The following is a 20301-nucleotide window of genomic DNA, read 5'->3' as shown; positions in this document are numbered from 1 at the left end:
CAGTCAGTTGAGTGATAGTTAGAGTCCAAAGAGAATTGTAAATTAGTCCTGTTAGGTGATTAATGCGCATTGTTGTTTATCGGTTTACAGATTGCAGAAGCGCACATTGATGCGCTTCTGCCCCGGTGTTCAAGGCGTTACCGCTTCGCCGCTCACCACTTTTGCTTGCTGCAGGCTGGCCTCTTCCTCGCGGAACTTCAGACGATCCCAGACCCGGAAGAACGGATAGTAAATCACCAGCGAAATTGTCAGATTCACCACCTGCAAAACAGTGCCGGAAATATGCCCGCCGGTGGCCAGATAGCCGCTGACAAAAATCGGTGTGGTAAACGGCAGCGCAATCCCCGCCGGAGGCGCCACCAAACCGGTGCTCATCGCCGCCCACGACACAATCACCAGCACCACCGGCGTCAGGATAAAGGGCAGGAACAGATACGGGTTCATCACCAGCGGAATGCCAAACACTAATGGCTCACTGATGTTAAACAGCGCCGCCGGCGCAGCAATTTTACCGAGCTGTTTCATCTGGCGACTGCGTGAACGAATCAGCATGAAAATCACCAATCCCAGTAGCGCGCCGGTGCCGCCCGGTGCAATCCACAAATCATAAAACTGCTGGGTAAAGATGTGCGGGATGGGTTGGTTGTGCTGAAACGCCTCGAGGTTTTCACTCATATTCGACAGCCAAACCGGCTGAATAAACACCAGCACAATCGCATCGCCGTGCAGTCCAAGCGTCCAGAGAATCCCAATCAGCAGCACCGAGAAAATCATACCAGGCAAGGTGCCGCCCACGTGATGCATCGGCAAACCAATCACAGTAGCAATCAGGTTATTGATATCGCCGAACGGCGATGCTTCCACCGCCAGACGAATCACCAACACCACCGCCAGCACACAAAAACCGGGTACCAGCGCGAGGAAGGATTTCGCCACCGCAGGCGGCACGCCCTCCGGCATCTTGATCACCAGATTACGGTTGTGCACAAAGCGATAAATCTCGGTCGAGAGCAGCGCAACCACGATAGCCACGAACAAACCCTGGCTGCCAATCAGTGAAATCGGCAACACGCCGGTGACCAACTGCGTCGGCGCGCCTTCCACCGGAGCAAACAGCGTCTGCTGCGGAATGGTCATCACAAACGCCACTAACGCCATCGCGCCGCTGGTGAGCGGATCGAGCGTGCGATACTTTTCCGCCAGGCGGTAAGCGATGCCGAAGCTGGAGATCAGCGCCATGATGTCGTAGGTCGCGCGCACCGGATAAAGCAGTTTGTTGCGCCACGTCTCGCCAAACAGATCCGCCATTAAATGGCCCCATGCCGGAATCGGCAGATAGGCAAAGATCAGGAAGAAGCTGCCAATCAGCATAAACGGCATGTTGAGAATGATGCCGTCGCGCACGGAGAGCACATGCTTCTGACCGGCGATTTTCAGTGCGACGGGCAAGACATAACGGTCTATAAAAGTACGGTTAGACATAGGTGTTCCTCTGGCTCAGTGGCGCAACGGATTATGGCGTGGCGAACTGCGGCAGCCACGGCTTGTTTAGGGTCAGCACTTCGTCAAGCAAGGCTTCGGCGGTCGCGACATCACCGACTAACGGATTGCCGAGCAGCGCCAGCAGCGCTTGCTCACGATCGCCATGCACTGCGGCTTCGATAGTCAGGCGTTCAAACGCTTTGATCTGCTGCGTCAGGCCATTCATCAGCGGCGGCAACTCACCAAACGCCAGCGGATGCGCGCCTTGCGCATCAACCAGACAGTTCACCTCCACCACCGCGTCATCCGGCAAGCCATGAATCGCGCCGTTGTTGCGACAGTTCACCACCAGATTTTTGCCGCTGTTATTGTGAATGGCGCTGATCAGCTCGACCGCCACTTCGGAGTAATACGCCCCGCCGCGGAAACTCAGCTGCTCGGGTTTGTGCGCCAGATGCGGGTCGGCATACAGTGCGAACAGTTCCGCTTCCACTTTCATCACCTGCTCCGCGCGCGTGCCTTCATGACCGTTTTGCGCTTTCTCCTGCTCTTCGGCCAGCATCTGCGGCGTTTGCCAGTAATAGCGGTGATACGGGCACGGAATCGCTTTGAGCGCGCGCAGGAACTGCGGCGACCACGGCATATCTTTGATGTTGTTCATGGTGAGCGATTGGCCGTCGCACAGTTGCTCGATCACCTGCGCGGTCACATCCTCGCCGCGGCACGTCACCTGATGCACCCACACCAGATGATTGAGCCCGGCGAAGCGCAGCTGCACGTCATCCCAGGGCGCGTCGAGCATGCCAGCAATCATGTGATGCATATTCACCGGCACATTGCACAGCCCGATGATTTTCGCCTTGCTATAGCGGGACACCGCTTCCGTCACAATCCCCGCCGGATTGGTGAAGTTGATGATGAAGGCATCCGGCGCCAGCTCCTCGACTTTGCGCGCTACCTTGAGCATCACCGGAATGGTGCGCAACGCTTTGGCAAAGCCGCCAACGCCCGTGGTTTCCTGGCCGAGCCGACCATATTTCAGCCCGAGGCGCTCATCCGCCGCGCGCGCGGCCAGCAATCCCACACGCAGCTGCGTCAGAACAAAACGAGCACCGCGAATCGCGTCATCCAGCTCAAAATGGACGCTCACTTTTACCTGCTCGAGCCCGTTTTGCTGCAGCATGCGGCGAGTAAGATCGGCGATGACATTAACCTTTTCACGCCCTTGCTCGATATCCACCAGCGCCAGTTCCGTCACCGGCAGCTGCGCATAGCGATTGATGATCCCTTCCACCAGCTCCGGTGAATAGCTGCTGCCACCACCAATAATTGCGATCTTAAGCATCTGTGCCTCCTGCCGCTGTGCGGCGGTAGAGTTCAATGATTTCGCCAGCCAAATCCTGAATCAGCATGGCGTTCATCAGATGATCCTGGGCGTGCACCAGAATCAGTGTGACCGGCAACTTACCGCTGCCTTCATCCAGACCAATCAGCGCGGTCTGCTGCTGGTGCGCAGCGCAGATGCTTTCACCTGCCGCCGCCAGCTGTTGCTGCGCCTCGCTGAAGCGCCCTTCTCGCGCCAGTCGCAGCGCGCTAATGGCCGCACTGCGGGCTGCGCCGGCCTGCACCAGCAGCAGCATAATTTCCTCTTCGAACTCGATAGCCACGATTTCAGACATGCAGAATCCCCCACAGCACAACGCCGTGTAATGTCAGTCGGATGATTAAAAAGGACGTTTAGGAAGCGTGTAAGGCCAGCGCTTTATCGAGCACCTGTTCGCCACGCATCATGCCGTAATCCATCATGTCGATGACGGCGACAGATTTGCCTTGCGGCGCGGCAATAGCGCTAAGACGGGCTGCTTCGAACTGCACCTGCGGGCCAAGCAGAACCACATCGGCATCTGGCAGAATGCGTTCGAATTCCGCCACCGGCACGGCTTTAATGTCAATCTCCAGACCGCGACCTGCAGCGGCATGCTGCATTTTGCTCACCAGCATGCTGGTTGACATGCCAGCAGCACAGCAAAGTACGATGCGCATAATTTCTTCTCCTGTGATTTGTTCCGGTCATTTAAGACCTGTCTCAGAGACGCTGTAAAGTGGTTGCGGGCAGAGGATTTTCTGATGGATAGATAATTTATTGATACAAATCAAGTGGATACAATTAAAATCGTCATGAAAATATTTTTCATGAGTGTGATCTTAACCGTAATTTAACAGTAAAAAGCCCAACAAACGGCGCTAAGACCCCGCGATGAGATGAAAAAAAACTCAACATGAAAAATAATTTCATGCATGATGGACCTTCGCTACTGAGGATGTGATGAGCTAATGGATATTGTCTGGCAATTACGACAGCAGTCGGAGCGCGCGGATGCGCAGGAATCGAGGCTGGCGCGTTTTATTCTGGCGAACCTGCACGCCAATGTACACGTCACCATGGAGAGTCTGGCTACACAGGCTGGTGTGAGTCCGGATGTGCTAAGACGCTTTGCCACTTCGGCGGGCTGTCAGGATCTTGATGATTTTCTCCATCAGGTGCGGAAAGCCGGTCAGCAGCAGGATGTTGAATTTATCGATGTCATCCGCCAGCGGCAATCGTCGCTGAGTCAGCAGGAGAAACGCGTTGCCGAAGCGATTCTCAGCGACACTGCTTTTGCCGCTTCCGCCACCATCGAGCAACTTGCCGGCCGCGCAGAAGTCAGCGCCGCCACCATCACCCGCTTTGCGCGTTCGCTGGGTTGCGAAGATATCCGTGATTTGCGTATGCGACTGGCGCGCGCGCCACAGAGACAACCCCCTCACGCGATTGCGCCGATTGAGGCCATTACTCAAGCGTTAACCCAGCAATATGGTCAAGCGGAAGCGGCGACCTGGCAACGTGCCGCAGAGATGTTGCGTAAAGCCCGAAGCGTACTGCTGATTGGCGCATCGGGGCTGCAAACTACGCTGGTGGCGGACGTCCATCAGCGCCTGCAAAACGCCGGACTGGCCAGCGCGTGGATTCAGGATGACAACCTGCTGAGCATGACGCTGAGCCGTTTGCAACCGGACGATCTGTTGCTGATTCTCGCGCCTGATACCGTTAACAGCCACGTGCTTAGCGCAGTACACCATGCGCACATTCAAAAAACGCCGGTGATTGCGCTTTGTGCGAAGACATTAGATCTCGCCAATCAGGCCGATATCTGGTTGCCGCTGCCGGAAGCGCAACACGCGCGCCGTTACGGCATTTTGTTTGCGCTGGATCGGCTGGAAGCGGCGCTTTAAGCACAGCGGTTACTGAAACAGATCGCCACGATATTTAAACAGCTCCAAATCCGACGCGATGCCGAGTTTTTTCATGCCGGTCTGCTTATGAGCGCTGATGGTTTTGCGGCTGCGATTGAGTTTTGCAGCGATTTCGAACACTTGCATGCCATCAATAAAACAGCGAATCACTTCCGCTTCACGCGCCGTGAGCAATTTACTCAGCTGTGAAACACGCGAAACCTCGTTCGAATCTTCCTGCAAAATAGGACGATCCCGCTTACGGCTTGGCAATTGGCTTAGCTGGCTGGCGATGTCATCCGGCAGCGAGCGCTTGCCAGCAGCAATATTACGGATTGCCGCAAAGTAAGCCGGGGTCTCTTCACGTTTAGTGATATAGCCTTTAATGCCCAGATGCAGAGCCGCACGAATTACCGCAACACTTTCCATCGACGTTGAGAGCAAAATTTTCAACTGCGGATGATGCATCCGGATGTGTTTAATTAGCGATAAGCCATCTAACTGGTCGTTACCCAGAATGTAATCCAGCACCAATACGTCGGCACTGTTCTGCCCAAGCCAGGCCAACAGCGCTTTGCTGGTGCCAAATGTCGCCAGCATGTTGATATCGGGTTCACGTGTGGCAGCAACTTCGAATGAGAAGCGCATCATGGGATGATCATCCAGCATCACCACCTTAATTTTGTTCGCGTGAAACACGGCCATCTGCCACCTCGGTAACCTGAAACTCATATTGATACGGTTTGGCCCAGCATAGGCATTACCGGGACTTTTCTGAAGCGCTGAATGCTTAGGCGCGCGTAGGAAAATACTTATATTATTTTTCATACAGTTACTACTAAAAACCAAGACCTGGCCTGGCTGATTCCAGGCAGTATTACGTCAAAATCAAGGTAGAAAAATTACCGATTATTTGACGATGAAAAACGGACTGCTTTTTTACCTCTTGCTTGCTCTCCTGACGCTGGTTTTTATGCCAGGGCTGCCACATGCGCAAGGAAACGTGCTGACGCTGGCCCCGCGCATTGAAGTCAATCCGCCGCCGGTGACCTTTGCCGCGAATGTTCGCGCGTGGCTGCTAACGCATCCCGTGGTGCGCGTCGGCGTATGGGGCGCATCTCAACCGCCGGTTAGCTTGGGCATGGAGCGTGGCCAGTTGGCGGGCATTGACGCAGATTATCTGGCGCTGCTCGAATCGACGCTACAGGTACATTTTGAGCTGACTCACTATCGCAGCCGTGAAGAGGCGATTCGCGCGATGAATCACAAAAAAGTCGACATGCTGGCGATCTGGACACCCGATCTGTCGCCGCACACGTCGGTGCACGCTTCATTGCCGTGGCTTAACGACCGAGCGGTGATCGTCACGCGCGCCGGACAGCAAGCGCCGCGCGGTAAGCTGCCGTTACTCATGATGGATAGTCAAACGCTGCCAGATATCAGTCCTTCGCCGGAAGCGTTTGAAGATTACTATCAGGCGATCAATTCCATCGCCTTTGGTCAATCCGCTGCCGCCGGTTTTAGCCATGCTACCGCCAGCTATCTTCAGCGTAATAATCAACTCGATAATCTGTGGCTGCTGCCGCATCCTTCACTCGGCGAGTTCCGGCTCACTTTTGGCGTGCCGGCTGCCGAACCGCAATTGCTGAGCGCCATCAATAATGTGCTCACTCATCTGCCGCTGGTAAGCCGTTTGCGCATTGCACAAGGCTGGGGCATGGATCGTGAAGCGGTGATCGGTCATCCCGCGTTATCACTCTCGCCGGAAGAGCTGACATGGAGCCAGCAAAATCCGGCCATCACTGTATTGCTGGATGGTCGTCGCGGACCTATCAGTTATATCAGCCAGCAAGGTGAACCCTCTGGACTGGCGGTCGATGTGCTGCGGCACATCAGCGAGCGCTTCGGCTTACAGTTCAACTATCAAATGGCTGAAGACGATGCACAGCTGACCGCGCTGTGGGTGAAATATCCGCAGGCGGTGCTGGCCAGCAGCCTGACGATACCGGGGGAACCGGAAGCTGCCGATCTGTCGATGACGCAAAGTGAGCCCTGGCTGGTGACGCCAGCGGTGCTGGTGATGCAACGCAACACCATTCAGCCTGCTTCACTGCACGAGCTGGAGGGCGAGAGAATTGCTATCCAGCAGAATAATCCGCTGATTCCGTGGCTGGAAACCTGGTATCCCACGTTGCAACTGATCGTCACCGACACGCTGCAGCAGGCGCTGGTGCTGGTCAACAACGGCGAGGCGCACGGCGCGATTGGATCGCAATTCTCGGTACAGTATCAGCTGAAGCGCAACCCATTCCACCGTCTACACCAGTCGCTTTCGCTGCCGGTAAAACCTTACAGCGTGGGCTTTGCCGCCCAACGAGCAGACTCACCTGCTCTCAGTATTCTCAACAAAGCGCTACAACAAACGCCTCCCGATAGGCTGATGAGTATGGCCAGTTCCTGGCGTGACACACTCCTGGCGCCGGATCAGAAATCAGCACGCGCGTTTTCCCCCACCTTAATCGCGATCACCATGTTGCTGGGGTTGCTGCTGCTCCTGTTGGTAGGCTGGTGGATTGGTCGATTGTGCCAGTCGCTAAAGGCCCTGCGTGAACGTCTCAACAGTAATCAAACCTTGATTCGTCAACTGCAGGAAGCCAAAGCAGAGAATGATCGGGTGCTCGCGGCGCGTAACGCGTTTATGAAGAGCATGGGCCACGAAATTCGCACCCCGCTCAACGCCATTACTGGCCTGTTAGAGTTAGAGCTGGAGCGATTACACAGCCAGCATCAGCACAATGAAAATTTGCAAACGGTGTATGAATCCGCTTGCTCGCTGCTCTCCATCACCGGCGATGTGTTTGATATTTTCCGTGCCGAAGCGCGTGATGAACAGAGCCGCATCCGCGTGGTGAACCTGCCTTCATTACTGCGCAGTACGGTGGCGCTATTTCAGCAGCAAGCTGAGGAGAAAGGTTTGCGCCTGCATGTTACGCTCGATCCCCATGCGCCGCGCGTGGAGTTCGATCCGCTGCTGATCATTCGTATCACCTCCAGCCTGTTACGTAATGCCATTCAACACACTCAGCACGGCGATATCACGGTGACGCTGTGCTGTGAAACGCAGGAACCTAATGGCTATTTACCGCTGGCGATCGCGGTTAGCAATCAGAGCGACGGCTTGCTGGCCGAGCGCTGGGAAAGTTTGCAAGGCGCTGACGATACGCGCGCTTGGGCGGAAACCGGCTTTAGCCTGGCCGCCTGCCAGCGTATGGCGCAGGACGCCGGTGCGCAGCTCAAAGTCAACAGCGTTGCCGGTGAAAGCAACAGCGTGAGCTTGCACTTCTCTGCGGCACCGGTAAACGCATCGCCAGCTGCACCGCGCGCTACGGCACAGCCCACCCTTAAAGTGCTAATTGTTGACGATTATCCTCCCGCTCGCCTGTTACTGAGCCAGCAGTTGCAAAAGGCAGGCTGCGAGGTACTGAGCGCGTTAGATGGCCAGCAAGGTCTGACGCTTTGGCAGCAACATCAGCATGAGATTGGATTAGTCATTACCGACTGCACGATGCCGCAGATGGACGGTTTTGCCATGAGCCTTGCGATTCGGCAACAGGAGAAAAACCAGCAGCTGGCAGCAACACCCATCTACGCTTTGACGGCGATGAGCAGTTTTGATGCCGCCGAAGATTGCCGCAGCGCAGGCATTGATGGCTGCCTGACCAAGCCGATTACGCCAACAGAGTTACGTGAAATTCTGGCGAGTTGTCTGCGCACAAAGGAAACCACAGATTCCGCCCAGCGCGCCGGCTTTTAACTATTTACTCCTCTTCGGCGATATCACTCAGAACCGCTACACTCTCCAGCTGCGCTTGGTAAGCTGCCAACCGCGTGACCAGCTCACTCAAGCGTGGCTGCAATGTGTCGCTTTGCTGTTGTGGATCGCGGCAGGCGATCTCCAGCTGCAGACAGGCATCAGCCAACCGATGCTGGCGGGCGATACGCACGCTGCCCGCGATGCGATGTACCAGATCGGCAATTTCAGCACGATGATGGTCGAGGTTGAGCTCGTCTAGCTGCGTCAAATCTTCCGCCAGCGTGGCAACCATCAAATCGCGCATGGCCGCTTCCATCTGGCGATCGACGTCGCTACTTTCTGGCGCTGCAGGCACGGTGACGTCCGCTGGAGTTTGTTCTGCACCAATCGCGCGCAGTGCGGCCGCCAGGCTGCTGATCGAGCAGGGTTTAAACAGACAGCTGTTCATGCCGGCTTCCAGGCAGCGTTTGATTACCACATGCATGGCATTCGCGGTAAAGCCCATGATCCAAATCGGTTCACGCCCTAAATCTTCTTCCGATTCACGAATAATCTCGGTTAGTTGATAACCATTTAAACCCGGCATATTGCAGTCGGTGATCACCACATCGTAATTGCCACGCTGCCACATCTGTAATGCTTCATGACCATCAGCGGCCAAATCCGCATGTTGCCCCAACCAACTCAACTGTTTCGCCAGCAGCATACGGTTAGCTGCGTTATCATCCACCACCAGCACCGAACGGAGCGGCAGTTTTTCACCCTCTTCCGCTTTCTCTTCCAGCTCGAGGCTCTGACTTTCCGCCATCGGCAACATCAACGTAGCGCGGGCGCAGGTTCCCACACCTTTTTCACTGCTCAGCGTTAAGGTTCCGCCCATCTTTTCACAAATGGTACGGCTGATATAAAGACCAAGCCCGGTTCCGGCGCGGCGGTTATCGGCCTGGCTGAAGGGTTTAAACAGCGCGGCCTGCTGTTTTTCATCAATACCAATGCCGCTGTCCTGCACTTCAATCACCAGATACACGTGGCCGGCAGCGACATCTTTCCGTTGGGTGAGTGTCAGTGAGACGCCGCCCTGATCGGTGAATTTGATCGCGTTGCTTAACAGATTGGACAGCACCTGCTTGATGCGCAACGGATCGGCGAGCACCTGCTCCAACCCATCTTCGGGAATGTGCCTGGTCAGCGTGATATTTTTGTCAATCGCCAGCCCCTGAAACACCTTCATCAGGTTATCGATCAGCTTGCCGGGATGCACCGCTTCCGGATGATATTCCAGCTGGCCGCCTTCAATGCGCGAGATGTCGAGGATATCGCCAATCAGCCCCACCAGACTTTCCGCCGAATCGTATGCCACTTCTAATGCCTGCAAATCCTGCTCGCCGCTGCGCCCTTTTTTCAGCGCCATATCCAGCATGCCGATAATTGCATTCATAGGTGTACGGATTTCATGGCTCATGGTCGAGAGAAATACTGATTTAGCGCGGCTGGAATCTTCTGCCCGCTCTTTGGCCTCGCGCAGTTCGGCAAACAGCGCTTCACGCTCGGAGATGTCCATCCAACCGGCGATAACACCGACCACGTTGCCATCGCTGTCGTTAAACGGCTGGATCCACTGATAAACGGTGACGCCAATCGAAGAATCCGGGTTGTCCCACAGGTCATAACGGCGATCTTCAACGATCGGAACGCCAGTTTTTACCACATCAATCAGCTGATTGTGGTAAAACGCCGCCTGCTCTGGCGTGCGTAAGCCGGGATGTTCGGGCATGGTTTTGCCCAACGCCTCTTCATAAATCACACCGGTTTCCACTAAATAGCGCCGGTTACAGTAGGTTAAACGACCATCTTTGTCGCGCAGTGAAACCGGGAACGGCATGCTGGTCACCAACGCTTGTAACTGTGCCAGCTGCACATTCAGTTCACGCCGCAGCTCGGCTTTCCGGCGGATAATTTGTCGCTGATACAGCGCCCAGCCGATCACCATCAACATGAGCAATACAAAGAAGATGATGCTGGCGATCAGCACCGCCTGATAGCGCTGCCAGAAGCTGTCGTAAACAATCAGGTCGCTGGGCCGCCAGCGGTTGGCCAGCTCCTCAATCTCCACCGGCGGAATGCTCAGCAGCACTTTATCGAGAATGCTGCGCAGTTCGGGATCGGCGCGTCCAACGCCAAACGAAACCCACGCGGGCGAACTGCCAATCGCGCTGACCATCTTTAACTTATTCTGGAAGTGAGTTTTGATCTGATAATCCACCATCACCAGAATATCGACGCCCGCATCGGCCTGGCCCTTGTCCACCTTCGCCATCATTTCTGTGATGTTCTGTACCGGCACAATCTCAATTTCCGGATAACGCGCATGCACCATATTTTCGACGCTGGTGTTGGCGACCATCGCCAGCCGCTTGCCGCGCAGATCGGGCAGCGAATGAATATCGTTGTTACCCACGCGCGTGGTCAGGGCAAAGGTGCTGCGCAGATAAGGTCGGGTAAACAGAATTTGCTGCTCGCGCTGAGCGCTGGGAGTCAGCGAGGCGAACATATCAAAATCGGCGCTGTTGACGCGGTTTACCAACTCTTGGGAGGTATCCACGGTTTCAAAACTGAAGCGCAAGCCGGTTTTTAATGTCACCAGCGTAATGAGGTCGCTCACCATGCCACGCAGCGCGCCACTCTGATCGATAATGGTCATCGGCGCGGCTTTGTCCTGGCTGAACATCACCATTTTTATCACCGGATGCGCCATCATCCATTTACGTTCCTCAGCGGTGAAAGGTGGGGTATTCAGCGACTGGTTCATCCCCACCATGTCGGGCTGCCAAATACGCAACAGTTCGTTTTTCTCTTCCTGCGGCACGTTACTGATTGCACGATTCACCAGCGTTTGAAGTTCTGTCGCCTGCTCGGAAAACGCAAAACTGATCATCTTCTGCGGCAGCTGGCTAAAGCGGACCATGCGCAAATTATTTAAAAAGTTACGGCTGAGGGAAAAACTGTTGCCCAGATAGACACGCGCGGTTCCAAAGGAGACGGCGCTCAGCGCATCCTGATAATTTTCATACATGCGGAAATTAGCGTGCGGATAAGCCTGACGCAGCAGGCTTAAAGGCAGATAGGTCTTCACCACGGCCACATCAATATTGTGGAGATCGCCGGGCAAAGGGTCGTTATCGTTGGCGCGCATGCCGAGAACCGGTTGTTCGCTGGCATAAGGATCAGAAAAAAGCAGCGGGCTCTCATCCTGCTGCGCAGTGAGCGACGGCACCAAATCGATCTTGCCACTTTTCAACGCATTGAGTGCTTGCTCCAGCGACGCATATTGCTCAATGTGCAGCGTTAAGCCGAGCTGTTTAGCTACCAGTCCAGCATAGTCGGCGCTCAATCCTTCATATTCGTCCCGCATGTTAGTCATGCCATAAGGCGGTGACTCGCTGGGAAAAATGCCCATTACTAACTGCTTTTTATCCTGCAGCAGATGACGGTCTTCCGTCGAAAGCACTAGCGGTTTGAGCCCCTCAAATGAGGCGCGAGTCAGTAAATGAAACTCTTTCGCCTGCACAGGAACCCGCGCGGCACAGAGCAATATCAGGAAAATGCAGCAAAGCGTACGCATAGCACCGGCTATTTGATCAGGTTGTTACGACGGGCAAAATCGATTAGATCGATCAGCGACTGCGCATTGAGCTTCTGCTTTAGACGATGTTTATAAGTGCTGATCGTTTTTTCACTCAGCAGCAATTGTTCGCCAATCTGTTTATTACCCATGCCCTTACCGATGCTAACTAACACGCTCAATTCACGATCGGAAAGTTGCTCTAACAAGCCGTCGTCATCATGATAGCTGTCAGTTTGCTCATACGATTGATAGGTTGATTGCGGAAAAAAACTGTACCCGCGCATCACCATTTTGATGGCATCTAATAATTCGCTCATATCATCAGATTTGGTGACGAAGCCATCTGCACCGGCTTGTTTACAGCGCTGGGCAAAATGGCTGCTGGACTGCGATGTCAGCACTAAGATCTTTAGCGACAAATTCAGGGTGCGCAGCCGCTCCAGCACCTGGAAACCATCAATTTTTGGCAGCCCAATATCCAGCAGCACTAAATCTGGCAAACATTCCCGTGTTTTCTGAATAGCGTCGACACCGTTATTGGTTTCGGCCACCACTTCCATCTCATTGCGTTCCAGCAACATTTTTACGGCAAATCGGATAACCGGATGGTCATCAACAATGATTACTTTTTTCATAGAAATGAGATCCTGATGACTACGCTGAGCGGGTTATCAATGAGTTCCCAGGGCGGATTACACTATCCGGTTTTAACAGAATGGTCTGTAGGAAATTACTTATGCTTCCTATTCCTGACCCTGAGCTTTTCAGCAGTTTTGCGCCAATCCGATCCTACTCGTCCTGCTGTAACAATATAACTTAACAACACATTTTACCAAATTGTAGGGCTCAGAGAATTTTTACCCAGCGGGAAGATGGATGTGAGTCGTGGCATAGCTTTTTTCTGATACGCCCGTTGCAGAACGGTGCATAAGGATGAGAGGCGTGACCTGTGAATGAGCAGAACACTATTTTTTCAAAGTAGATAAAAATCTCGCTAACGCTGTTTGTACGAAATGCCTTACATGATTGCGATTCCACTCTGATGGAGTGCCGGTAAAACAATTATTAAAATGACGTCCAATCCCTAACTTTGCCTTTAGCACATTCCACTAAACGCGTGAATTCGAGTTTGTCATGAAGAAAATTATCGTCGCTATATTATTTTTACTGATTAATACCACAAGCCTATTGGCTTGGGCAGATCGCTGTGATTATGATCCCGGTTCTGGCCCGGTAAATTTAACTGTTCCGCTTTCAGTTGCGAATATTTCCGTTGGCGCTGACGTTCCGGTTGGCTCGACAGTGCATACCCTTAAGGTGATAGGCAGTACAGGTAAACAACCTTGGTTAGTTTGTCGTCCTGAAGGAACATCAAATGGGTTCAGTATTGACCAGTATCTTAGCCTGACCAATGCACCGGCATTAGTTCCGGGCTGGACTGGAAATTATGCGGGCGCAGTATTTCAAACAGGTGTTCCCGGTCTTGGTGTCGCCATTGTCAATAATGACGGTACTACCGCCAATCAAGCCATTACCACTTCAGCGGTAAAAAAGTGGACGACGCCGGTGGGAAATACAGCCTATCATTTTTATTATGGTAACTCATTTACTCTTCATTTTATTAAGACCGGCCCAATGAGTGCAGGTACAGTTAATGGTGCACAGTTGCCAACCGTTTTATTGACCACCGGATCTGTTACGCCTGTAGTAAATATTCCTGATACGCCCTATCGACTTAACTTCTCCGGCAGTCTGAATGTGATCGCCGCCAGTTGCACCACACCCGATGTCAACGTCAACATGGGCAAATGGGAAATCAATAGCTGGTTTGGTACAGGCAAAGCCAATGCCACCTCATGGGTGCCATTTGATATTCGATTGACCAACTGCCCAGCATTTCAGGGTAATTATTCCAATCCCAGCGCACCGCCTACGTATCATACTGGCAGCGGATTTGCCGCAGGAACCTGGGTGACGAACAGTATCAAAATTAGATTCACACCGAGTAATGGGGTCATTGACGCCGCTCAGAGCATTATGAGTCTGGACAACAGTGCTGATTCCGCACAAGGTATAGGTATTCAAATAGCCGACGGAAAGGTTTCACCTGCACCGGTCAATCTCAACCAGACGCTCGATAAAAATATGGCCAGTAACGCGGTGGGGACGGTTTTACTGCCTTTCTCCGCGCGCTATATAAAAACAGGCGGCACCGTTTCACCTGGTGTTGCAAATGGTAAAGTGATTTTCAATATAAGCTATTACTGATTAAGCATTGTTAAATGAGCGGGAATAAGGTTGTATACCTTATTCCCTTTTTTATATCTGAATCCCATCATGTTAGTACGAAACGTGCAAACCAACCGTTTTGGTGAGGTCGCAGTCAATCGCGTTCCATTCACCTGCAATACTCAACGATAGGTCGTCGTAATAATTCCTTTCTGCTTTGTATTATCAACCCACACTAACTTCATACTGCCTTGACGACCAGGCAAAGCCTTGAATCGGACATCAGAGCGAATTGCTGAAATACGCGGTTGAGTGGTTCTGGGACAATGGGTCTTAACGTTTTTTTGCTGCAAGGTTATCTCGCACGTCTCTTCTTTTAAATAACCCTGAAAATGAAGCGTGCTGCCCGAAGCTGGCACATTGGCTGAATATAAGCTGGTGAGAAAGGCAAACAGGATGGCGTTGCGGGGAGTCATGTTGTGGCCTCTTATCAAGAATGACACCTTAATAATCGGCCAAATTGAGTAAAACTAAAGTTTTTAGCGATGTTTAACTGCCCGGCGGAGTTGCTCCATCAGGCACTTGACATTTAGCGACCACAAACCGCATTAAAGGATTGCAGTGCAGGTTTGCTGTTTTTTACTTCAGGCATGCGTTTATAGGGTAACTGACACGATTGATTTGCATCATTACCCCAACGCACCGTCAATGTGCCCTGCTCTTGTTCCACCAAGGCGTATGCCTGTCCCGCCTGACCCACGGAACCCACCTGCTTGCCTTTGCTGTCCAGCACATCGGCGCCAAACGGTAAGGGTTTGCCTTGCCAGTTCGCGGAAATCAGTATTGGCAGACCACGGTGCGCCTTGTATTTCACTTTCACCACCGCACCTGAATAAGGTGCGACGCGTGAAGAGGTGTTCTCAAGCTCCACGCCCGCTGACGTGCCTTTGGGATCCACCACGATCTCATTCATCTGATAGGGATTGAGATAAGGTACCAGCGCATATCCGCTGTTATCGACAAACACGCCCGGATAGGACGACACGCTCGCGCCCTGCGCACCTTTGGCTTCCACCAGTGCATAGGTATCGCCAGTGTACGGGCTCAAGGTTACACCACCGCTGTGTGCCACGATCGTACCATTAAGTCCCACAGAACCGCTCTGGTAACCTTTACCCGTACTCAATGAACCGCTGAGGTTAGTAGCACTGGCGCGATATTGTCCATTGAGCGAGCCGCTGCTGCCATCACCTGCCGCAGCGTGACGCGCCGTTGCGCCATAGCTGAACTGGTTATTATCTCCCGCCGTACCGGCAATCGAGGCGAGTTGCCCCCAACGACCATCATTGTCATGTGAAAGTTCAGTGCGTAATAGCGGCGTATGGCGTTGATTATCATTACCCAGCGGCATACTGAAACTCAGCAAGTAACTGTTTTGTGAACTGCCATAGCTGCTGTAACTACGGTTGACGGAAATCCCCCATGACACGGAACCGGTGCGATTGTTATAGCCAAGCTGGAACTGTTTTTCGTTACCTTGACGATTCCAGTAATCCTGCACCGAGCCACTGAGGTAGACATTTCCCCATACATCCGGCAGCGTTTGTCCGGCGGTGACCGAGAATCGGTTTTTTGCACGATATACGGAATCCAGGCTAGCGCCACGTTGCAGCGCATCACGGCTTTGCATCGCTGTCATAAAATCCATATAACCGGACGTTGAGAAGCGGTAAGCAGCGATTGACAGATTACTGCCGCTTTCCGGCACCGCTTTGCTGTAGCTAATACGGTAACTTTGCCCGGTTATGCTGGCATCTTGCTGCTCATCAACGCTGCGCAAATGGGTGCGGGCCTGCGTAATATCAAAAGCAAAAGCACCCAGCGGGGTACCTAACGCCGTTCCGCCTTGCAGCGCGTAATAATTCTGGCTCGCCTGCAATCCTGCGTAACCGGTAACATTGTTGGTTAAGCCATATTGCCAGGTGCCCTGATAGAGCGCGACGTCATCACGAATGTAGTCGGCACGCAGTTTACCCGCCGTCACGTCATAGCGGGATGTTCCCGGGCGCAGCAATTGCGCTACCGCTGCATAAGGCACGCGGAAACTGCTTTTGCTGCCATCCGCTTCAATCACCGTTACCTCGAGATCGCCGCCGTAGCCGGTAGGATAAAGATCGTTGATTAGGAACTCGCCCGGCGACACGGTGGTTTCATACATCACCTGACCTTGCTGACTAACCGTTACGCGTGCGTTGGTGCGCGCGATACCGCGAATTTCCGGGGCATAGCCGCGCTGAGATTCCGGCAACATGCGCTCGTCGCTGGCCAGTTGAACGCCACTGAACGGCAGCGTATCGAAAATTACACCGCTGGTATTTGATTGCCCGACGACAACACGTCCACGCAATGGCACTACATCATGCTGCACATAGGTATTAAGCGACTGATAACCGCTGCCGCCTTGTTGCTGCCAGTTGTAGTTGCCGTTGTGACGCAGGTACCAACCGCCGATGTTTAACCCTGCGTTCACGCCGCCAAAGAAGGATTTATACACCTGTCCCGCCGAGCGGCTGGTGTAGGCATTGGTCGAGTATCCCAACATGAAGGCCGGGATCCCTTCATCCCATAACGCTGGATCAACGTAATCCTGTGGCACCTTATTCAGATAGATTTGCGGAATGGAGATGTCGAGACGCAACTGGTTGCTGTCGTAGCTCACGCTGGCGTCCGGCAATACAGACGTTAAATCGCTGCAATCCTTTTCACTCGTGAGCAGATCCGCAGCCGACGCGGGCAGCGCCGAGGCATTAAACGGGATCTTTTTCAGCAATGATGAAGGTATGCAGGCGCGAACTTGCTTATCTGCCATCTCGCGGAAGTTGATATCCTGATTGGCAATCAAGTGTTCATTAACGTACACCAACGTGCGATAGGTGCCGGGTGTAGCCGATGCGCCCTGGTTAAAGCGCGTCAGATCGATGGCTCCCCCTTTGCTGACCTGTAAAAAACTGGCGTCAAACTCCGCCTCTTCAGCGGCAAAGGCTTGATGTGCGCCACTTAATAACGCGGTAAACACCGCGCTCGCTAATAAGGTGTAACGCAGTGGCATTGAAGATTCTCTGGTAAAAGTCATAAGCGTGCCTTCCGGCACGTCCTGACATGCCGGCTATAGGAGATAGAGATTCAAGAGAGAAGTTATTTAATGGCAGCGGTAAAAGGCTGAACGGCCCCGAAATCGTTAACGTAGTCGCCGCTTACGTTGGCACCTGCGCTGGCGCTGATTTTGAAAGTCAACGAGGAGAGTGGCGGCACCATTTCACCGTCAATCGTGCGTCCATTCACCGTAACCGTCACTAGCGAGACGTTGTAAGGCGTTGGATTGCTGGCTTTCAGCTGGCCATTACTCACAGACCAATTCAGCGATTTCACCGCTTCATTCGCATCGCCCTTCAGTCCTGCTGGACGATAAAACAGTTTGATACGGGTGCGGAACGCCATCTGTAAGGTATTAAGTTCCGCCTTGTCTTTGGTTTTAGCCGGAATCTCCAGCACGTTTAGCCATGACACTGATTCACTATCGTGGGCAAACGCGCCAGAATTGCTTAAAGACAAACGTAAAGTCTGCCCTTTCCCTGCATCAACACGGTTCACCGGTGGCGTGATGATGTAAGGCGTTTGAATGTTCTCAGGTGTCGCATTGGCATCTCCGTTATCAACCCAGCTTTGGATCAACACGGGTGAAGCTCCCACGTTTTTCAGTTGCACGGAGACTTCTTTGTCATCCTGATGATAGATAACGCGCGTACCGGTAATGACGATGCTGGCTAATGCCTGGCCACTCATTAAGGTTGCCCAAAGCAAAGCAAAAAAAGGCAGGGTTTTGTTACGGGAGATGTTCATGTTGAAATCCTGAGAAAGAAAGGTGGGATTTCTCCCACCTGACGATGACTACTTATACATAATTGAGTAAACGACGTTGCTTGATACCAAACCCGGGGTGGTGGCATTTTCGGCGAAATACTCCACCGCATAGGACAGCGTTCCGCTGCCTGAGGCCACGTCGGCGAAGGTGTTTTTTGTGATTTGATTCTGGTTGCCCGCCTGAATCACGTTTGAGTTGTCCCCATCCAGCAATTGCAGGCTAACGTTGGTTGCACCACCATTAGGGGCCGTGACCATGTTTTTCAGACGACCGGTTACGGTGTCAACCGTTGCACCCGCTTCGAAGAAGGCTGATGCCGTTTTCAACGTGCCACTACAGTTATTCAGCGCCATGTTGAAGCCAGTACGACCCGCAACATCAGACGGGTTTGCCAGCTTGACAGTTGATACCGTTGGCAGCACGACCGTGGCATCTGCCCCCTGGCCGGCAACGATAACGTCACAGGTACTGGCAGTCAGTTCACCATTAAAGGTGATGGTACCGTCTGATGCCTGAGACGACGCGCTCATCACCAGCAGAGCCAAAGCGGAAGCAGCGAAAATAGATTGAGTAGTTTTGCTCACGAGAATGATTCCCTGTTTGTCGTTTTTACGTGGAGGCTAATCGCTCCGGTCCTCAGACTGAGTATCCTTAAGAAGACCTGGTGTTGCTTAAGGGAAGGTGTCCGTCTGATGGCGTAAAGATTACGGTTTACAGGGGATGTCAGGTATCAGAGCGGAGGCCTACATTTGTCAAGATAGGCTGTAATTCTTGTAGTCCATTTTGTAGGCCGCTGTAGTCCAATGTAAGCATTGATGCGGGCGTCAGGATTTATTGAGCAGAATGCTGCTCGAGGTAATCAGCAATACTGGCATTGATCTCTTCAACTGCTGGAGAGACTTCCGACCACAGATTGGCTAAGAAGATGTTGTCAGGGGGAGATTGCAGGCAGGCTGTTTCTAGCTGGCGACAGGCATGTTCAGCGCGACGAGCGCCGGTGATCTGCGCGGCTCCGGCAATACGGTGCACGCTTTTGGCGAGTTCACCCCAATCCGCGCGGGCATAAAGCGCTGCAGCTACGTTTAAATCCGTGGAATTACTTTTTAGTGTCATGGCAAGCATGGCGTAAAGCAGGGATTCATCGTGGCCAGTTAACGTGCGCAGGCGCTCCAGGCTAAGTAGTGAATCTAAGGATTTTGCAGATTTAGCCAAGAGAGCCTCTTTCTGTGCAACGCAGCACACTAATCGAGATGATGACGACGCGCGAAATCGATTAATTCGAGTGTAGAATTCAGCGCCAGTTTGGTCAGGATGCGGGTTTTGTAAGTACTGACAGTTTTATTGCTGATGTGCATGATCTCAGAGATATCGATCACTTTCATACCGCGCGCCAGATGCTGCAGAACCTGAAATTCGCGGCTTGAGAGATTTTTAATCGCATCCACTTCCGCTTCGGGCATTTTATTGGTGCCCTTATTATCGCGGCGCTTCAGTGGGAAGTAGCCGTAACCGCGCATCACGGCGCGCACCGCATCACCCAGCTCTTCCAGATTATTACGCTTACCGACAAAACCATCGGCCCCGGTGCTCATACAGCGGCTCAAATAGTGGTCATCATCGCGAGCGGTTAACACCAGAATGCCACCGCGATATTCCGCTGCGCGCAATTTCACGATCAGCTCAATGCCGCTTAGTCCAGGAATATCGAGGTCAAGCACGATGAGATCGGGATGATGTTCGTTGATCATATTCAACGCCTGGTGGCCCTCTTCCGCTTCGGCTACCACCGTATGCCCATCTTTTTCCAGTAAAAAACGAACCGCAAGACGTGCGACTGGATGATCATCAATTATCAAAATACTCGCCATCTTCACCTCTTCTACGACGACAGGAGTTGTCCCAAGTAGTTTAAAATAACTTACCAATAAAACAATCAGATAAGCGGTGCGATATTCC

Annotated in this window: 16 protein-coding genes; 3 read left to right on the top strand and 13 right to left on the bottom strand. The window is 52.9% G+C overall.

What is annotated here, in order from left to right:
• Positions 1 to 129 precede the first annotated feature (129 nt).
• From celB to FCN45_RS22665, 4 genes are read right to left on the bottom strand one after another with little or no spacing between them, the layout of a single operon-like run.
• Positions 130 to 1482: a PTS cellobiose transporter subunit IIC gene (gene celB, locus FCN45_RS22680; RefSeq protein ID WP_137387379.1), complete on the bottom strand. Its 1353-nt coding sequence runs from the start codon at positions 1480 to 1482 to the stop codon at positions 130 to 132.
• Between the two features lie 31 nt (positions 1483 to 1513).
• Positions 1514 to 2827: a 6-phospho-beta-glucosidase gene (locus tag FCN45_RS22675; protein ID WP_101761517.1), complete on the bottom strand. Its 1314-nt coding sequence runs from the start codon at positions 2825 to 2827 to the stop codon at positions 1514 to 1516.
• Positions 2820 to 3161 carry a PTS lactose/cellobiose transporter subunit IIA gene (locus FCN45_RS22670; protein ID WP_137387378.1) on the bottom strand — a complete coding sequence of 114 codons (342 nt, stop codon included), beginning with the start codon at positions 3159 to 3161 and terminating at the stop codon, positions 2820 to 2822. Before FCN45_RS22670 ends, FCN45_RS22675 begins: the two co-directional genes overlap by 8 nt.
• Positions 3162 to 3219: 58 nt before the next feature.
• Positions 3220 to 3528, bottom strand: coding sequence for a PTS sugar transporter subunit IIB (locus FCN45_RS22665; RefSeq protein WP_101761519.1), 309 nt, complete (start codon positions 3526 to 3528; stop codon positions 3220 to 3222).
• A gap of 288 nt (positions 3529 to 3816) precedes the next feature.
• Here FCN45_RS22665 and FCN45_RS22660 point away from each other — a divergent pair, with 288 nt between their 5' ends.
• Positions 3817 to 4755, top strand: a complete 939-nt coding sequence (locus FCN45_RS22660) for a MurR/RpiR family transcriptional regulator (RefSeq protein ID WP_137387377.1) — start codon at positions 3817 to 3819, stop codon at positions 4753 to 4755.
• A 9-nt stretch (positions 4756 to 4764) separates the two neighbouring features.
• Here the strand turns inward: FCN45_RS22660 and FCN45_RS22655 are convergent, their stop codons facing one another.
• Positions 4765 to 5460, bottom strand: coding sequence for a response regulator transcription factor (locus tag FCN45_RS22655; protein ID WP_137387376.1), 696 nt, complete (start codon positions 5458 to 5460; stop codon positions 4765 to 4767).
• Positions 5461 to 5728: 268 nt separating this feature from the next.
• Here FCN45_RS22655 and FCN45_RS22650 point away from each other — a divergent pair, with 268 nt between their 5' ends.
• The gene (locus tag FCN45_RS22650) at positions 5729 to 8569 is read left to right on the top strand and encodes a response regulator (RefSeq protein WP_168197486.1); all 2841 of its coding nucleotides are present in this window, start codon (positions 5729 to 5731) and stop codon (positions 8567 to 8569) included.
• A gap of 4 nt (positions 8570 to 8573) precedes the next feature.
• Here the strand turns inward: FCN45_RS22650 and FCN45_RS22645 are convergent, their stop codons facing one another.
• Together FCN45_RS22645 and FCN45_RS22640 are read right to left on the bottom strand one after the other, a co-directional pair.
• Entirely contained in the window at positions 8574 to 12077 is a 3504-nt protein-coding gene (locus tag FCN45_RS22645; RefSeq protein WP_246862577.1) for a transporter substrate-binding domain-containing protein, read from the bottom strand.
• A 122-nt stretch (positions 12078 to 12199) separates the two neighbouring features.
• Positions 12200 to 12829, bottom strand: coding sequence for a response regulator transcription factor (locus FCN45_RS22640; protein WP_110866877.1), 630 nt, complete (start codon positions 12827 to 12829; stop codon positions 12200 to 12202).
• 499 nt (positions 12830 to 13328) lie between these two features.
• On the opposite strand from FCN45_RS22640, the gene FCN45_RS22635 reads away from it, so the two are divergent.
• Positions 13329 to 14462, top strand: coding sequence for a fimbrial protein (locus tag FCN45_RS22635; RefSeq protein ID WP_137387373.1), 1134 nt, complete (start codon positions 13329 to 13331; stop codon positions 14460 to 14462).
• Between the two features lie 143 nt (positions 14463 to 14605).
• On the opposite strand, the gene FCN45_RS22630 is transcribed toward FCN45_RS22635, so the two are convergent.
• From FCN45_RS22630 to FCN45_RS22605, 6 genes are all read right to left on the bottom strand, one after another.
• On the bottom strand, positions 14606 to 14899 hold the full coding sequence (locus FCN45_RS22630; RefSeq protein ID WP_137387372.1) for a hypothetical protein: 294 nt from the start codon (positions 14897 to 14899) through the stop codon (positions 14606 to 14608).
• A gap of 113 nt (positions 14900 to 15012) precedes the next feature.
• On the bottom strand, positions 15013 to 17556 hold the full coding sequence (locus tag FCN45_RS22625) for a fimbria/pilus outer membrane usher protein (RefSeq protein WP_137387371.1): 2544 nt from the start codon (positions 17554 to 17556) through the stop codon (positions 15013 to 15015).
• Positions 17557 to 17618: 62 nt separating this feature from the next.
• On the bottom strand, positions 17619 to 18323 hold the full coding sequence (locus tag FCN45_RS22620) for a molecular chaperone (protein WP_137387370.1): 705 nt from the start codon (positions 18321 to 18323) through the stop codon (positions 17619 to 17621).
• Between the two features lie 48 nt (positions 18324 to 18371).
• Complete coding sequence (locus FCN45_RS22615) at positions 18372 to 18929, bottom strand: fimbrial protein (protein ID WP_371419608.1); 558 nt, start codon at positions 18927 to 18929, stop codon at positions 18372 to 18374.
• Between the two features lie 247 nt (positions 18930 to 19176).
• Positions 19177 to 19557 (bottom strand): Hpt domain-containing protein, encoded by a 381-nt coding sequence (locus tag FCN45_RS22610; RefSeq protein WP_137387369.1) that lies wholly within the window; start codon positions 19555 to 19557, stop codon positions 19177 to 19179.
• A gap of 29 nt (positions 19558 to 19586) precedes the next feature.
• Positions 19587 to 20213, bottom strand: a complete 627-nt coding sequence (locus tag FCN45_RS22605; protein WP_137387368.1) for a response regulator — start codon at positions 20211 to 20213, stop codon at positions 19587 to 19589.
• Positions 20214 to 20301: the final 88 nt, after the last annotated feature.

Origin of the sequence: Pantoea sp. SO10 (genome assembly GCF_005281435.1) — a bacterium.
Taxonomy (GTDB): Bacteria; Pseudomonadota; Gammaproteobacteria; order Enterobacterales; family Enterobacteriaceae; genus Pantoea; species Pantoea leporis.
The sequence above is the reverse complement of the archived record's forward strand: the minus strand, read 5'-3'. Positions and strand labels throughout refer to the sequence as shown.